The following is a 14801-nucleotide window of genomic DNA, read 5'->3' on the forward strand; positions in this document are numbered from 1 at the left end:
TGTAAATTAAGAAAATTAGGAGTCTAGATAATTCTGCAAGTGGGCTTGCAGCCTCGATCTAGCTCTGGCTATTCTTGATTTCACAGTTCCTAGAGAAACTCCAGTGATTTCGGCAATTTCTTCATAAGCCATGCCTTCGATTTCTCTGAGGACAATGGTAGTACGGAAGACTTCTGGTAAATCCGCGATCGCTTCCCGCAATTGCTCGTAAAATTCTCTCGTTGTTAGTTCTTCCTCAGGGCCTGGGGTATCGCCAGCGATTTCCCAATCCATCTCGCCGTCCTCTAAAGAACGGGGAGCATCCAGTGACAAAGGACTCATCACCCGTTTGCGTTTCCGTAACTCGTCGTAAAACAAGTTGGTGGCAATACGGCTTAACCAGCCCCGAAATTTAGCAGGCTCTTGTAATCGGTTAATGTTCCGATACACTCGAATCCAAACTTCTTGAGCCAAATCGGCTCTGTCAGGCCAATCTGGAGCTAAATGGTATAGAACTCGATCGACTTGACTTTGATAGCGGCGTAATAGTTCCGCAAAAGCAGCACGATCTGGTCGCAGTCCGGCTTGACAGCGCAAAATTAAATCGTGGTTAGGGAGTTTGTCAACTTGCACTGATGCTTCTGGATACTTTGCATCAACCGTTGACCAGGATACAGTAATCGATTGACTCATAGATCGTACTGGCTCTAAATCATCCCTATCCATTAGACCTGCTAATGGTACAGAAGTTCCATGCTTAGGTGACGGATTTATGACTGGAACACTGAAGCAGACAATTTTGGATATATTTATAGCAATAAGCAGAGCCACTTTTCCTTATACTGCTCCCATAGTTACCTAAGAGCGATCTGACGAACAAAGGCGCGTGTGATACACATTTTAGTACTTTTAGCAACTGGGTATATACGCTTGATCGAGATAATTAAATTTAGCTATAAAAATGAAGATAAAATTTTGTAATTCTAACTTCTTCATACCTTTAAAATTCGGGTAATAATTTCTGGAAGTTAGGTTGCTGTGGTTGCTAAGATGGTGATTTAATTTTTTGATTTCGTTACCAGAATAGTAGCTGATTGTTCTGGTTGTGAACCGAAAGCAGTACTAGAGCTATGTGGCTCTGGTACGCGAACTTGAAAAAATAAATTCAGAGAAAATGTAATTGTTACCGCTAGCAATAGTTTTTCAAACATGATTTTTCATCCACCTACACCATTAATGATTGATTGCTACATTTCAAGAGTTCCACCAAAAAGTCCGAAAAGAGGCTTACGACCCTCAAAACTTTTGAGGAATGAGGTTGCTCACTTGGAATTTTGCCACTGGGACAATTTATATAGTCTTAGTTTGCCCAGAGGTGTTGGCAGATTTACAGCGGAAATGATAAGTATTGATAAATTTTTGATAATCGGATGATGAACTCATCCAATTGCTCGGCTGGATATGTCAGGGATAAACAATAGGCGATGGCAATGGTAAGAAACGAATCTGTAGGGCGTATGGTAATGCTGCTTTGTTTTGGCACAGCATTTTTATCCTTAGCTGTCCATTGGCGCATTAGTACGGCGGAACGGCAATATGAGAAGTCTGCATCTACTTCGATGCGGCAAGATTCTACCCGAACCAATCTTAAGGGAAGCCGGACAGAGGGAGTCTACAAGAATCTTTCCCAAGTGAGTTTGGGGGAAATTGCGCTGGGTGGATCTGTGCCACCTGATAAAGTTACCCAAGGCTCGACTGCCCAGAGGACGTTTACACCAAAGTCCTCTGCTATTAAACCTAAAACTAAATCAAAAATAATTAAGAAGAATCTAACTAAAACAACTACTCGTAGGGCTTCTACTATTAATAAGTCGCAAATAATTAAGAAGAATCTAGCGAAAGCAACTATTCCTAAGGCTTCTAAACTCAAGCCTGCTACCATTCAGCCACAAACTAAGCCCCAAATTATTAAGAATAATGTAGCTAAAGCAAGTGACCTACCAACTCAGACGCAGGTGGTGGCGAAAGTAGAAAGACAAAATCCAATTGCAGATAGTTGGCCAAAAGGTCTGTGGTCTCAGGCTTCAGCCCAACAAGTACCATCTAGTAGGCTGGCAAATGTCAAGACGCAAGTGGTGGTTGATTTAAGCGATCGCCGCACTTATGTATATGCAGGAGACGAGGTGATCGCCAGCTATCCCATTGCTGTTGGTAAGAAAGGTTGGGAAACGCCTACAGGTTCTTTCCAGGTGATCCACATGCGACACTATCCAATCTGGCGTCACCCGATTACTGGCAAAGTATTTCAGGCTGGTACGGATAGTCCTTTGGGAGATAGATGGATTGGTTTTTGGTCAGATGGACGCAATGAAATTGGCTTTCATGGCACGCCGGATGTTGACCTGGTAGGAACGGCTGTATCCCACGGCTGCTTAAGAATGCGAAATTCTGATGTCCGATTGTTATATGAACAAGTGAGTATAGGGACAAAAGTGTTAGTACGTGATTAATTAGTTAAAAGTCATTAGTCCTTTGTCCTTTGTCCTTTGTCTAAAACAAATGACCAATGACTAATGACTAATGACCAATGACTAATGACTAATGACTCTTAAAATTATAATTTTTGCTCAAAGTTAGGTGCATAAGTTTGGAGTAAAGCACTAACTTGGCGTACAACCTCATTGCCAGTATTTTTACCCAAAGCTTGACGTTCTGGGAAGAAATTGGGTCGATCGAGGTAACGGTTAATTGCCTCACTTATTTGTTGAGAAATTAAGTCTTGCAGTTGTGCCTGAGCCGTTTGGCGCTGGAAGTTAGCACCCTCTTCTGTAGTAGCATACAAAGGTGGTAGCCGATTGAGAGCGTAGGCAGCAATATCCCCGACATCTAAAGAACTTTCGCTGGTAGCTTCAATTTCTGCGACTCGGGCGATCGCTTCCGTCAGCACCAATTCTTCCATAACGTTAATAAATTGTTTGCGAGGTACCGCCACTACCTCACCAGTCAATAGCGCACCCATCAGCCGATCCAACGCCATATACTCTTCAATTGAGAGTTCTGAGGCGTTATCACAGATTCTACCGACTTCTGCTTCCATTGCTGGTGTCAAATAACCATCCTGGAGAGCTTGTTCTACAATTTTTTCGATACTCATAACGCTTATCATCATTTATGTTGGCAAAGCTTGGTAGGGACGGTATCAATCCAATTTATTTTGCCTAATTCTCAGCAAAAAATACACAAATTATGCAAAGACACGATCGATTCTGCCTCTACTAGTTAACGACCTTAGTTCGCCAAGGTGTTGGATCGACAGATTGTCCGTTGACATACAGACCCCAGTGTAAATGTGGTCCCGTGGCTGCACCTGTTGAACCTACTGCACCAATTAGTTGACCAGCTTTCACAAAATCACCTTCTTTAACGTTAATACGACTCAGGTGCATGAAAATACTGGTTACTCCTTGACCGTGGTCAATGCCAACTACGTTACCGTGTATCCGAAACCCTTGGGATACCCTACCTACCAAAGCAACTCGCCCAGCGGCTGGGGCAATTACCGGTGAACCGGCAGCACCAGCGTAGTCAAGACCACGATGATAGTAGTCTTTTGCAAATGTACCATTATAGTAGCGACGTACACCATAGTTTGTACTCATCCGCCCTGCATTTGGCTTCAGGAATACTCCATTCCAATACTTTTCTGGTGTTTGTAGCGCTTTCAAAGCTGCCACACGCTTGAGTTCATACTCTGTGGCATCCACTCCAGCTTTACCAGGTGGCAAAGTAATACGTTGTACGGGGAATTTGCGATTAAGCACATTCACTGCTAAGTTTTGCACTTGCCCATCCCCCGCAACCCGAAGTGTTCTAGTTCCAGCTTTTTCTAATGGAGTTGTGGGAACAAAAGCCCGATACTGATTGGGTGCAATTTCAAAGGCTGGGTATGTATTTTTACCAGTGGCTACTGTTGGATTTTTACCATTCTCTGGATTATTTAGATTAATCTCCACCGAGAGTGTATCCCCTAATTTAGGATTAGTTGGAATCACCTTTACTTGCAAAGCATCTACAGGTAATGCCAAGGCGATCGGGAGAACAGCAAATATTCCCTTTAACACATTTTTTGCACGGCAATTGGCTGTCAAAATTTTGACATCAAAACCAAGCAACTTTTTGTTTGAACTACTAGCGCTATTCTCAATAATCATAGAATTACAAAAACCCTTGCTTGTATTGGAAAATAGATTAGCTTATTATCGCTAGTATTTCCTGTTTGAAGCCGATGTTGTTGACAACCATAAATTTTCGGAAATTCTTCAGGTATTTATGGATTGCAAGGGCGAATCATTTTATCTGTAATTTTAGGAAATTGGTCTTGACTCTAATAACCAAGGTGTATGACATTGGCAATGAGCATAAAATTTAACTGTGATTACATAAATAATACTTGAAGGAAATCTCGGAATCAACTGGACACTTTTTCAACTGGACACTAATATCACATTCTTAGGTTGAAATTGGTATGGGGAAATTACTTAAACTAGGCGAGTAAGTCAGTGAAGATAAATTAAACTATATACATACCATTCGGAAATATTATTTTAAAACTTACTGAGAATAGCGCTTTAGTTGCCAAAAGACTATGATATTAAGGCAAAAATGTGAGTCTGCCACGCCACACTTCAGATTTACTTTATAAATCAACTCTAAATGATGGAATACGCGAATTAACTTTAGGCTGATAGTATTACTTTTGACTTGAGTCTGCCATCTTCCATCTGAACTATGCGATCGGCAATGTCTAGGATGCGGTTGTCATGAGTAACCATCAAGATGGTACAGCCTTGTTCTTTCGCCAGTTTTTGCATGAGATTGACTACATCTCGTCCTGACTGACTGTCAAGGGCGGCGGTGGGTTCATCCGCGAGAATTATTTGAGGATGACTGACTAAAGCACGAGCGATCGCTACTCGTTGTTTTTGTCCCCCAGACAGTCGATCGGGATAGTAATGCAAATGATTTCGCAATCCTACTTGCTCTAACATTTGGGCTGACCTAGCTCGCATCTTTTTTAACCCAAGATGTTTGTGCAATTCTAAAGCCATTTTGACGTTTTGAAGTGCCGTTAAACTACCATGCAAGTTATGTCCTTGGAAAATATAACCGTTATGGCGTCGTGCTTTTACTAGTTCTTCAGCACTAGCACCACAAAGTTCTCGTCCCAACACCTGCAAACTACCAGATTGGGCAGAACGCAATCCACCCACTAAGGTCAGTAAGGTAGTCTTTCCAGAACCAGAAGGCCCAGTCATGATAATAATTTCGCCAGCATTAATCTCTAAGTTGATATTATATAAAACTTGCTTGCGGAGTGAGCTGTGACCAAAGTGGTGGTCGAGATTCTGAATGGAGATGATGGATTGACTAGTCATAAATAGATCGATTACTCGTGACGATCGTCATTGGTCATTTGTCCTTTGTCCTTTGCAAATGACCAATGACCAATGAAGAATGACAAATTTAAAACATATCAGCGGGATCGGTGGCTTGGAGTTTGCGGGTAGCGATCGCACCGGAAATTGTACACATAATGATGGTCAGTACTAATACCTGTAATGTCCGAATCGCGGTCATGTACATGGGCAAATTTGTCGCACTGCGAGTCAGTTGATAAAGCACTAAGGACACTCCTAATCCGGGGAAGAAGCCCAATGCTGCTAAGATCAACGATTCTTCAAGCACCACACCTAGTAGGTAGTAATTGCGATATCCCATTGCTTTGAAGGTGGCGTATTCTCGAACGTGGGCATTAACATCGTTAGAGAGGACTTGATAGACGATGATCGTGCCTACCACAAACCCCATCGATACACCCAGGCTGAAAATAAACCCAATTGGGGAATTTGTTCTCCAGAAATTGTTCTCAAATTCAATAAATTCGGCGTGGGTGAATACTCTGACATCATCTTTGAGGTAGACTTTGAGCATTGCTGCTACTTTTTTCGGTTCATAGCCTGGTTTCAGAAGAATCAAACCTAGACTGACACTGCTGGACTGTCGCCCAGAAAATAGCCGCAAAAAGTTTTGATCGCTGGTAATCAGGTTGCCATCAAAGCCAAAGGAAGCCCCGACTTGGAATAAGCCACTAATGGTAATTGTGCGCCGTTCTATTTCAGTAGTCAGGGTTTTACCTCGATCAATTTGAGCGATCGCTTTTTGATAATCTCCTCTTGCACCGCGATCGAACAAGACGGTATCCGGCATTTTGATCGCTTGTAATTGCTGGTTAACATCGGGTAAGTCAAAAGCTGGCTTGTCTGGGTTAAAGCCGATAACTAACACTCCAGTCTCACGGTGTGTTTGGGGATTCTTCCAGATTGTATTGTTGAAATACATCGGTTCTGCCGACTTCACCCCTGGTATATCCATTGCTTGGTAAAGTCGCCGCCGAGAAAATATAGACAAGCTTGCTAAGTTACGGGCTTGGGGACTGGTTAAAACAATGTCTGCTTGCAAACTGCGATGTAGTCTTGTGTTACTGTCATACAGCGCAGTTTGAAAACCTAGCTGCATGAACATGAGAAGATCCGCAAAGGCAATGCCTGATAATGCTACGAAAAGACGGCTTTTTTCATGATTCAGTTGCAGCCATCCTAGAGGGGTTCGCCGTCGCAGTTGTTTGAGCAATCCCATCATAAGAAGTAGGGAGTAGGGGGCAGGGGAGCAGGGGAGGCAGGGGAGCATACTTCGACTGCGCTCAGTAACCGGGGGAGCAGGGGAGCAGCACTTAGACTCATTTCGGCTACGCTCAATGACCAACGCTCAGTGACCGAGGAGCAGAGAAGAATAACTACTGACAAATGACAAATACAACTCTTGGAGAGGCTGCGCCAACGGCTTCGCGGTAGTTGAATCTCGACTTCGCTCGATTACCGCGCAGTCGAAACTCAGTACAAGTGACTAATGACTAATGACTAATGACTAATTTCACAATTCAATTACTGCCTTAACTTGCATATTGGTTAAGGTGGCGGCTTTTTGGCTGGAAGTTTCATCTAGTCGGATGTGGACTTCTACTACTCTGTTGTCGATATTGCTGACGGGATCTGTGTTAATGACATTCTGTCGTCGCACTTGCAAGCCTTTGCGATCTACGATTCCCTGCAATTCAATCGGGAGGTTATCACCAAAGATTTGTACTTGCTGCCCTGAATGTACTTTGCCGATATCGCTTTCGTAGACTTCGGCGATGACATACATCTGGCTGGTTTGTCCAATATCTGCAATGCCATCATTTGATACTAATTCTCCAGGATGGGTATGGATCTCAAATACCTGTCCATTTTGGGGCGATCGCACTACAGCCTGTTCAAGATTAACTTTTGCTAGATTCATGGCTGCTATGGCACGATTGACTTCTGCTTGGGCTGATTCTACATCCACTCCGCGCACTTCGGCAATTTCATCAAGTGTTGCTGTAGCTTGTTTAACTTGTTGCTGACTAGTTGATTGGGTACGATTTAATTGTGCTTGGGCTTCTTGCAAGCTTTTTTGGGCGGTTTCCAAGTTTAAACGCTTACTATCTCTTTGAGAGGCGGAAATTGCGCCTTGTTGATATAGTTGTTGATAACGTTCGTCTTCTGCTTGGGCATTACGCACTTCGGCTTGGAATCGCTCAATTGTCGCGGCTTGGGCATTAATATCACCTTGGCGTTCGGCTTCTAGACGAGCGATCGCAGCTTTTTGGGCAACAATTTCACCGCGTTTAGCACCTGCTTGGGTGCGGTTTAGGTTTGCCTGGGCTACTTTTACTTGTTCTTGCGCCTCTTTGAATGCTGCTTGGAGGCGATCGCGACTGTTTAAAATTGCGATCGCTTGTCCCGCCTTTACCCTATCCCCTTCCTTTACCAACAACTTTTCTACCCGACTTCCTTCCGCAGACACCGCAGCAGAGAGTTTAATTACCTTTCCCTGTGGTTCGAGTCGCCCTAAAGCTGTTACCGTTTTTAACTGTGGCAATTGTGTTGCTGGCACTTGTGCCTCTTGATTGGCATAATTTTGCCCACGTTTTACTATATAAAAACTTATGCCGCCAACCAATAAAGATATAGTTATACCTATAGCAACGGATGGGCGCAGAATAGACTTAGGGAACGTTCTGTACCCTAGCTTTGAGTTTCGCACCATAGATTACCTCTTAACTAGTGGCGCAGAAAAAAGAATAGATTAGGCTTTTCTCCGTACTTGTTTGCTAATTCCTACTTCTTGAGTCAGTGATTGTTGATTTATCACTTCCAAGTCCATAAAATAATTTGGAAATTGTTGAGATTTTACTTAGATAAAGTGATTTATCTGGCTAGGATAACAACGATTATCTCTAGCGAATTAGAGGTTTATGTTTTTAGCAAACTACTTTTATTTTATGAAAGTACTCAGGTATAGTAAACGGTTTTAAATTTACGGGTTGTAACAGCGCCAACAATCATAATCAAATTAAGTAAATAAAAAAAATATTTGGTGTGATTAAGAGCGGTGGAAATTTATATCAAATTTTGATGATAATAGCGTTTACTAATCGTATTAGGTACATCATATTCTCCTCTTCACTTGCAGGCTAGGATTTTTGTACCTCATAAAGCACAAGAATCCCTGTAATTCCATTCAAAGGTTAAAACGAAACATTAACCAAACCGCATTGAGACACCTGTAGCTTGCAATTGTCACAAATCAAATAGGATTACTGTATTAAGTTTGTTTGCTATTGGGAATTATAAAGATAGGGATACAAAATCACAATAGTTTTGACGTATTCCTTGATATAGTATAAATGTACTAACAACTTTAGTTGTACAGCCATGCAACCTCTTCAACCAGTTAGCGGATCGGATTTGCAAAGATTTTTGTCAGCACCAGAGGAGTTATTGCAACAGTCAGTAGCGTTGCAATTAGCCGTTGCTAGTTTCCATCAAACACCGCGTAGTCTTTTAGAGATTCTAGTTAATAGTCCTGATGAGCAGGTAGCAGAAGCAGCAAGTTTACACGTAAACTTTGCAGGAGAAATAACAGACGGCTGGCAGCAAGCAGTTGATGAAATCCTGCAACAGCGTCAGCTAGGGCAAAACGACCGATTGGCGGTAGAACTTCTCAAAATCGGGCCTGTACCTCCTTGCTTTCTCAGCGAATGGGTTCCATCTGAGCGACTAATTCAAGGGTTGCGAAATCCCCAAATGCCGTTGCGTTATCGGTTGCAATTATTACAACGACTGTCACAGGAACCAACTTTAGAACCAAGGTTACAGGTAGCAGAGTCGCCAGAAACGCCGTCAGCAGTGTTGGAACAGTTAGCGGGTGATTTAGAATTACCAGTCCGGTTGGCGGTGAAATTTAATCCCAGTTGTCCACCACCATTAATTGAACTGGTGGAAGGACAGTATGCCGTTGCATCTGACTGGAATACCGATAGCGAACAATTAGCGATGCTGGGGCAGAGTCGCTGGGCGTGGGTGCGGTTGGCTGTGGCGCAAAATCCCTCAGCGCCAGCAGAGACGCTGATGCAGTTGGCTGGGGATGCGGTGTACAAAATTCAGTTAGCGGTGGCGAAGAATCCAGAAACATCGGCAGATGTTTTGGCTGTGCTAGCAGAACATCAAGATAAAGCGATACAAGTAACTGTAGCAGAACATAGAAATGCAACAGAAGAGATATTGCATCAGCTGTTCCCAACTCAACAGCAGCTTTTGAAAAGAAGGGAAAATTTACCAACTAGTATTTTAGAAAGATTTTTTAATGAAGAGGCGGCAGATAAACCAGTTTGGAAAAATTCTGAACATCTGTATTTATTTATAAAACAGCCAAATACACCAACTAGGATTTTAGCTGAGTTAGCGAATGTTGATTTAGAAGCGTTGAGAGCAGAGATACTTACTAAAAGTAATTCTTCACCGATTATCAAAAGTTTAGAAACATGGCTTCAAGATGAGACAAGATTTTTAGCTAATATTGCCAAACATCCTCAAGCTTCAGTGGAAATTTTACAACATTTGACACAATATCCTAATCCATATATACAGCTAGCTGTTGCTCAAAATTCCCAAACACCTGAAGCCTTGCGAGATTTGCTATTACAACAATTGTCAGTAGGAGCAAAGGTAGATATTCGGCATCAACTTGCAAGCAATCCACAAACTCCCATTGCAATTTTGTACAAGCTAGCGGGTGCATCATCTTCCCTCAATACCATGATGGAGATGTTACACCAAATTGCCCCTGATGCAACACCATCGCTGCTTAACCGGATCAAAACATTTATCGATAATCATCAGTCACCAGAATTAATTATTTTTTGGCTGCAACAGGGTGAAGAATTTCGCAATTCTATTTTAAAAGAATGGGATGATTTAATCGACTCTCTTAATGAATCAGAACGACAAACACTCGCATACTTAGCTAGCAAAAAATCATCAATCAAATGGGAAGGTAAATTTACAGCAGAAAGACGCGATCGCCCAGGAAAAAAATCAGTGCCTAGTGATGCTAGATTAGCAGCAAATTATCAAATGCTAGACGGGCTGCTGCATTTATTAAATAGCTCTTACAACAGCGATCGCAGCAATTTAGAAGTTGTGGCAGCATTATTAGGTAATCCATCTACACCAGCAATTTTACGAGAGCGATTGTGGCAACAATGTCAAAAAAGTCCTGACGAATTTGGCCGCTATTTAGAGGATACCGACCTTCGTATGGCACTAGCTCTTAATCCAAGTGTACCTGAACCAGAGCGTAATGAATATTTACAACAACTGATTGCGACAAGCAACAACTTACGCGATAAATTAGCCAAAAATCCGGCTACGCCTGAGTATCTTCTCAGAAGAATTGCAGATGAACGCAAAGAGTATTTATGGAGAAGGTTGGCAGAAAATCCCAAGACTCCTACTGATTTATTAATGCGGTTTTTACATGAAGAAGTTGAAAAAACAGTTTATAGTAAAGAAACTATGTTTGACATAGTTATTGCTAATCCCAACTTCCCTGTTTTGGAACGTTATCGGTTGCTACTTGGCAAAGAAGAAGCTCAAGAAATTGCCAACGCTAATCAATTAATGGCGCGTCGCACTGATAGTCCTTATGCTTTGGCGCAGGTTCTAGAAAAAGGCGACCAAAAAGCCCGCATAACAGCAGCGCACAGCAACAAAACCCCGATTGCTGTGCTGGAACAACTAGCAAAAGATGCAGATGAAACTGTGCGTAAAGCTGTAATTGGCAATTCCAATCTACCATTAAATATCTTAATTGAACTCACACAAGATACAAGCGATAAGGTACGTTTGAGTCTAGCTTATATGTTGCGTAATCGTAGTACAAATCGCTCTCGTAAAGAAGAAGTTCCTGTAGTACTTCTCGAACGGCTTGCTAGAGATGAAAATAAAGATGTACGAGTAACAGTTGCAGAAAATCTCCAGTCTTCTCAAACTCTCCTTGAACAACTTGCACAAGATGCAAATGCAGATGTCAGAATTAAAGTAGCTAAAAATTCAAACACACCTTCTTCTGTTTTAGAACAACTTGCACAAGATGCAAATGCAGATGTTAGGTTTTCTGTAGCTAGAAATCCCAACACACTTCCTGCTGTATTAGAGACATTTGATATATCACCTCCTCCAGATGCACCACGTCATGCACTAGCAGGGCTTAATCAAGTTATTGCTGACCGATATAGAGAGCTATTCTATGATGCTTTTGCAGAAAATCCTAATGCTCCTGCTAGTTTGTTAGCTAAAATTGCTCGACAAAGACCCCGCGAAATAGATAAATATGTAAGTAAAGTGGCTAAACATCGAAATACTCCCGCCAGCGCTTTAGAACAACTAGCCAAAGCTGGTGATGCAATTACTCGCTCTAATGTCGCTGAAAACCCCAATACACCTATCTCGGTTTTGGAAGAACTGATAACTGATGAGTATAGCCCCGTTCTCTGGGCGATCGCTCGACGTGCTGATACTCCAACCGAACTCCTAGAACGACTGCTATTGAGATTTACAGATCCCAATAACCAAGACTACCAACAAATCAGTTACGCAATTAGCGCTCGCCGTGAACTTCCTCTCAATCTGTTAGAACTGCTGATGCAGAGTAACCTGCAACAGGTTTATCAGAGAATAGCTACTCAAGCAAATCTTCCGCAAGCAATTGTAGAACGGTTAATGGCTGTATCAAATGAGTCAGTGTTAATTAACTTAGCGCGTAATCAAAGCCTTGCTGCCGAATTTCTGACACAACTTGCTCAAAATCCCAATCCTAATGTTTGTAGTGCGATCGTTAATCATCCCAACATCACTCCTGAGATTTGGCTACAACTTGCCAACCATACAGACGTTAGTGTACGTCAGGTAATTGCTGCTTACTCGAATACTCCTGTAAATATTCTCGAAATCTTAGCGAGGGATTTAGATAACGATGTTCGTGCAAAGGTTGCTGCTAATACCAACTCGCCTGTTAATGTTTTAGAACAATTAGCACGAGATGAGGACGCATTTGTTCGTACAGCTACCGCCTCTAATTCCGATCTTCCTGCAACTGTGCTGACACAACTGGCAAACGATGAAAAAGTCGAAGTCCGCCGCGCAGTTGCTCAAAATCCCAACACCCCTGCACCCATTCGCGAAAGCCTCCGCGATTTGATTGTACAACCCACCACCCGCCAAACCAGTCCCACCTTGCGCGGACTCAGCCGCCTCTACAACCCCAGCACTGATGATTTAGTAAGCATACTTGCAGAATACGCAAGTTCAGAAAATGCCTTTGTACGGTTCGTGACACTGCTTCATCCCCTAACTCCCCATGAAGTGCTGACTCAAGCAGCGCAATCTGCATCCTGGCTGGAACGCTACGCTGTTGCTGATAATTCTGGAACTCCAAGCGTTTTACGCCAGCAACTTGCTGAAGATAGCAACCGGATTGTCCGCGCAGCCGCTAGAGTTAATACTAATTCGTAATTCGTATACTTCGGCTCCCTTCGACTACGCTCAGGGCAAGTCGCTCAGTACAAGTTCGTAATTCGTAATTAATATTCGTCAGATTTAGTGGGGGTTTTAGAGTTTGAATTTGTTGCTGGATTTTAGAGAATTGGTATAACTTGTAAATAATTGAGGATGTTGCAGATGGCATACAGTGATTTCACACTTGCCAAAGTTCGAGAAACATTTCAACTTGTAATTGATGAAAAGCGCAATCTATTCAAAGATGTGTCGCCTATTCAACCTTCTGCCACCTTAACAACGCTCTTAGAAGAATATACTCAACTAGCAACTGCCATCAACACTGAAAAAGCGCGTTCAGAATTACTAATTATGCCAGTTCTTACTGAAGTTAGACGGCAGTTAAATTATCAAATATCACTGTTTTCTGGAACAGATTTTGATGTAGATAGTAGTAAAGGATTGAATGGATTTTGTGATTTCATTCTCTGCGGTTCTGAAGAACAGTTTTATATTCAAGCGCCTGTGCTTACAATTGTTGAGGCGAAAAATGAAAATATCAAAGGTGGTTTAGGACAATGTATTGCCACTATGATAGCTGCTCAAGTATTCAATCAAAATACTCAACAAGAAGTTAAGACAATCTATGGAGTTGTCACTAGTGGAACTAACTGGCGATTTTTAATGTTGGAAGGACTAACAGCATACATTGACATAGTTGAATACTACATCAATGATGTTGATAAAATCCTCGGTATTCTGTTGCAACCATTTCAATCTGCTTTGTTAGAAGCATCGTTATGATAATCATCGTAAATAAAAAAATAATTTGCTCAAGTATCAACCTTAAAATGAATTAGAGCTAATTGTATGAATTTTGAAACCGAAAAAATCTTAGCTACTCTCGAAATTCTAACTGAGCAATACCTCAATTTCCATTTACCAAATAATGAAAATTCCTGTTTAGAACCTTTCGTTTGGGATGTAACTCAAAAAGGCGATTTTAGTTTACTTAATCTTGGATACGATCGAGGATGGATAACTCTAACGGATATTGATGTTGCTGTTAAAAGTTGGCAAGCATTAGAACGTCGCGGTTATTTAAATCCAGATGATGATACTAGCGACTATGAAGATGAAGATATTATCAGTTCTGAATTAGCTGATGAAAGAGCAAAGATATATCAGACATTGGCTGATACCATCCAAAAAAATATCTACAATATAGAAGTTTTTAAATTCAGTCAAATTCCTGCTTATTCATTTTATGTTGTGTTAGGGCAAAACCAAGAAAATAATTGGTTTTGTTTTTCTCAAACTGTTGCTAGAGAGACAAGATTAGAAGGAGAAATAAAATGCTCTAATGTACCTGATTTAACAATGCAGTTGTCTTTGGATAGCAATACCGCTAAATTGAAAGATGAATTTCAGCAAATCATCAATCAATTACAACCTATTAGTATTTATGGTTATTACGGTGGTGGTTATGATTATAGATTCAATCATTATTTAGTCACAGGGATAGCAAACTCTAAAGAAAAAGCTCTGTTAATAGCTCTACATCAAGCAGGAATGCTTGATATTGCTAGATTTCATGAGTTTAGCCCAGAAGCTTTATCTTGGAGATGGGACAAAGATGAAATGGTTAATTTTTACCCCAGGTATCAAAAAATAAATCAATTTTTGACACAAAATCTTTCCGATTTAAGAATGATTAGATGTAGTTTTTGGAATCGTGAATGTATATATGTCATTGGCCAAACCAATGCTGGAGATGTAACAGGCATTTATATAGAAAGTGATTTTGATTACAATCCTTAATTTTACATACAACATCTCAAG

General features: G+C 41.5%; 12 protein-coding genes. 5 read left to right on the plus strand and 7 right to left on the minus strand.

The genetic code is table 11. The annotated features are described in order from the left end of the window. Positions 1–15 precede the first annotated feature (15 nt). Entirely contained in the window at positions 16–672 is a 657-nt protein-coding gene (locus ACR5KR_RS07470) for a sigma-70 family RNA polymerase sigma factor (RefSeq protein ID WP_094352725.1), read from the minus strand. 365 nt (positions 673–1037) lie between these two features. Next, positions 1038–1190, minus strand: coding sequence for a hypothetical protein (locus ACR5KR_RS07475; protein ID WP_445627099.1), 153 nt, complete (start codon positions 1188–1190; stop codon positions 1038–1040). Between the two features lie 279 nt (positions 1191–1469). On the opposite strand from ACR5KR_RS07475, the gene ACR5KR_RS07480 reads away from it, so the two are divergent. Then, positions 1470–2489: a L,D-transpeptidase family protein gene (locus ACR5KR_RS07480; RefSeq protein WP_445627098.1), complete on the plus strand. Its 1020-nt coding sequence runs from the start codon at positions 1470–1472 to the stop codon at positions 2487–2489. A gap of 104 nt (positions 2490–2593) precedes the next feature. Here the strand turns inward: ACR5KR_RS07480 and ACR5KR_RS07485 are convergent, their stop codons facing one another. From ACR5KR_RS07485 to ACR5KR_RS07505, 5 genes are all read right to left on the minus strand, one after another. Continuing rightward, positions 2594–3133 carry a late competence development ComFB family protein gene (locus tag ACR5KR_RS07485; RefSeq protein WP_190909652.1) on the minus strand — a complete coding sequence of 180 codons (540 nt, stop codon included), beginning with the start codon at positions 3131–3133 and terminating at the stop codon, positions 2594–2596. 121 nt (positions 3134–3254) lie between these two features. Continuing rightward, complete coding sequence (locus ACR5KR_RS07490) at positions 3255–4190, minus strand: M23 family metallopeptidase (RefSeq protein WP_445627097.1); 936 nt, start codon at positions 4188–4190, stop codon at positions 3255–3257. Between the two features lie 525 nt (positions 4191–4715). Further along, a complete protein-coding gene (locus ACR5KR_RS07495; RefSeq protein ID WP_448266020.1) occupies positions 4716–5414 on the minus strand; it encodes a DevA family ABC transporter ATP-binding protein in 699 nt (232 codons plus the stop codon). An 88-nt stretch (positions 5415–5502) separates the two neighbouring features. After that, entirely contained in the window at positions 5503–6675 is a 1173-nt protein-coding gene (gene devC / locus ACR5KR_RS07500; protein WP_448270123.1) for an ABC transporter permease DevC, read from the minus strand. A 294-nt stretch (positions 6676–6969) separates the two neighbouring features. Then, a complete protein-coding gene (locus ACR5KR_RS07505) occupies positions 6970–8016 on the minus strand; it encodes an ABC exporter membrane fusion protein (protein ID WP_448266021.1) in 1047 nt (348 codons plus the stop codon). Between the two features lie 52 nt (positions 8017–8068). Between ACR5KR_RS07505 and ACR5KR_RS07510 the strand changes: the two genes are divergently transcribed. The 4 genes from ACR5KR_RS07510 (at position 8069) to ACR5KR_RS07525 (ending at position 14780) form a co-directional block, all read left to right on the plus strand. Then, positions 8069–8212, plus strand: a complete 144-nt coding sequence (locus ACR5KR_RS07510) for a hypothetical protein (RefSeq protein WP_448266023.1) — start codon at positions 8069–8071, stop codon at positions 8210–8212. 625 nt (positions 8213–8837) lie between these two features. Then, complete coding sequence (locus ACR5KR_RS07515; protein WP_448266024.1) at positions 8838–12977, plus strand: hypothetical protein; 4140 nt, start codon at positions 8838–8840, stop codon at positions 12975–12977. 165 nt (positions 12978–13142) lie between these two features. Then, a complete protein-coding gene (locus tag ACR5KR_RS07520) occupies positions 13143–13763 on the plus strand; it encodes a hypothetical protein (RefSeq protein ID WP_448266025.1) in 621 nt (206 codons plus the stop codon). A 66-nt stretch (positions 13764–13829) separates the two neighbouring features. Continuing rightward, positions 13830–14780, plus strand: a complete 951-nt coding sequence (locus ACR5KR_RS07525; protein WP_448266027.1) for a nuclease A inhibitor family protein — start codon at positions 13830–13832, stop codon at positions 14778–14780. The last annotated feature ends 21 nt before the right edge of the window (positions 14781–14801 follow it).

Source organism: Nostoc sp. DSM 114159, assembly GCF_053470285.1.

What these genes read in the sequence shown, in the direction of transcription:
- ACR5KR_RS07470 (WP_094352725.1), bottom strand. Translation starts at nt 672, where the DNA reads ATGAGTCAATCGATTACTGTATCCTGGTCAACGGTTGATGCAAAGTAT.
- ACR5KR_RS07475 (WP_445627099.1), bottom strand. Translation starts at nt 1,190, where the DNA reads ATGTTTGAAAAACTATTGCTAGCGGTAACAATTACATTTTCTCTGAAT.
- ACR5KR_RS07480 (WP_445627098.1), top strand. Translation starts at nt 1,470, where the DNA reads ATGGTAAGAAACGAATCTGTAGGGCGTATGGTAATGCTGCTTTGTTTT.
- ACR5KR_RS07485 (WP_190909652.1), bottom strand. Translation starts at nt 3,133, where the DNA reads ATGAGTATCGAAAAAATTGTAGAACAAGCTCTCCAGGATGGTTATTTG.
- ACR5KR_RS07490 (WP_445627097.1), bottom strand. Translation starts at nt 4,190, where the DNA reads ATGATTATTGAGAATAGCGCTAGTAGTTCAAACAAAAAGTTGCTTGGT.
- ACR5KR_RS07495 (WP_448266020.1), bottom strand. Translation starts at nt 5,414, where the DNA reads ATGACTAGTCAATCCATCATCTCCATTCAGAATCTCGACCACCACTTT.
- devC (WP_448270123.1), bottom strand. Translation starts at nt 6,675, where the DNA reads ATGGGATTGCTCAAACAACTGCGACGGCGAACCCCTCTAGGATGGCTG.
- ACR5KR_RS07510 (WP_448266023.1), top strand. Translation starts at nt 8,069, where the DNA reads ATGCCGCCAACCAATAAAGATATAGTTATACCTATAGCAACGGATGGG.
- ACR5KR_RS07515 (WP_448266024.1), top strand. Translation starts at nt 8,838, where the DNA reads ATGCAACCTCTTCAACCAGTTAGCGGATCGGATTTGCAAAGATTTTTG.
- ACR5KR_RS07520 (WP_448266025.1), top strand. Translation starts at nt 13,143, where the DNA reads ATGGCATACAGTGATTTCACACTTGCCAAAGTTCGAGAAACATTTCAA.
- ACR5KR_RS07525 (WP_448266027.1), top strand. Translation starts at nt 13,830, where the DNA reads ATGAATTTTGAAACCGAAAAAATCTTAGCTACTCTCGAAATTCTAACT.